Consider the following 273-nt stretch of genomic DNA (forward strand, 5'->3'; position numbering starts at 1 on the left):
TATCCGGGGGGTATGGGGGCGGGGGCCCCCGTCTGGTGCTTTTGGTTCTAACGGACGGGGGGGCCCGCCTGGGGGGGCCCCCGCCGTGGGGTGACGCGGTCCGTCAGCCGAGCTTCCGCTCCATCTCGGAGATCTTCGCCTCCAGATTGTCGAGCAGGAGCCCCTGGGTGTCGTCCTCGGCGGTGAGGTCCACCGTCCGCGGCTCACCGTGCCTGACGGCCTGCAGGGAGGGCCGGGGGCGCAGCGGCAGTTGTCCCGGGTCCGCTATGGCGG

Source organism: Streptomyces sp. NPDC058955 (assembly GCF_042741435.1).
GTDB lineage: Bacteria > Actinomycetota > Actinomycetes > Streptomycetales > Streptomycetaceae > Streptomyces.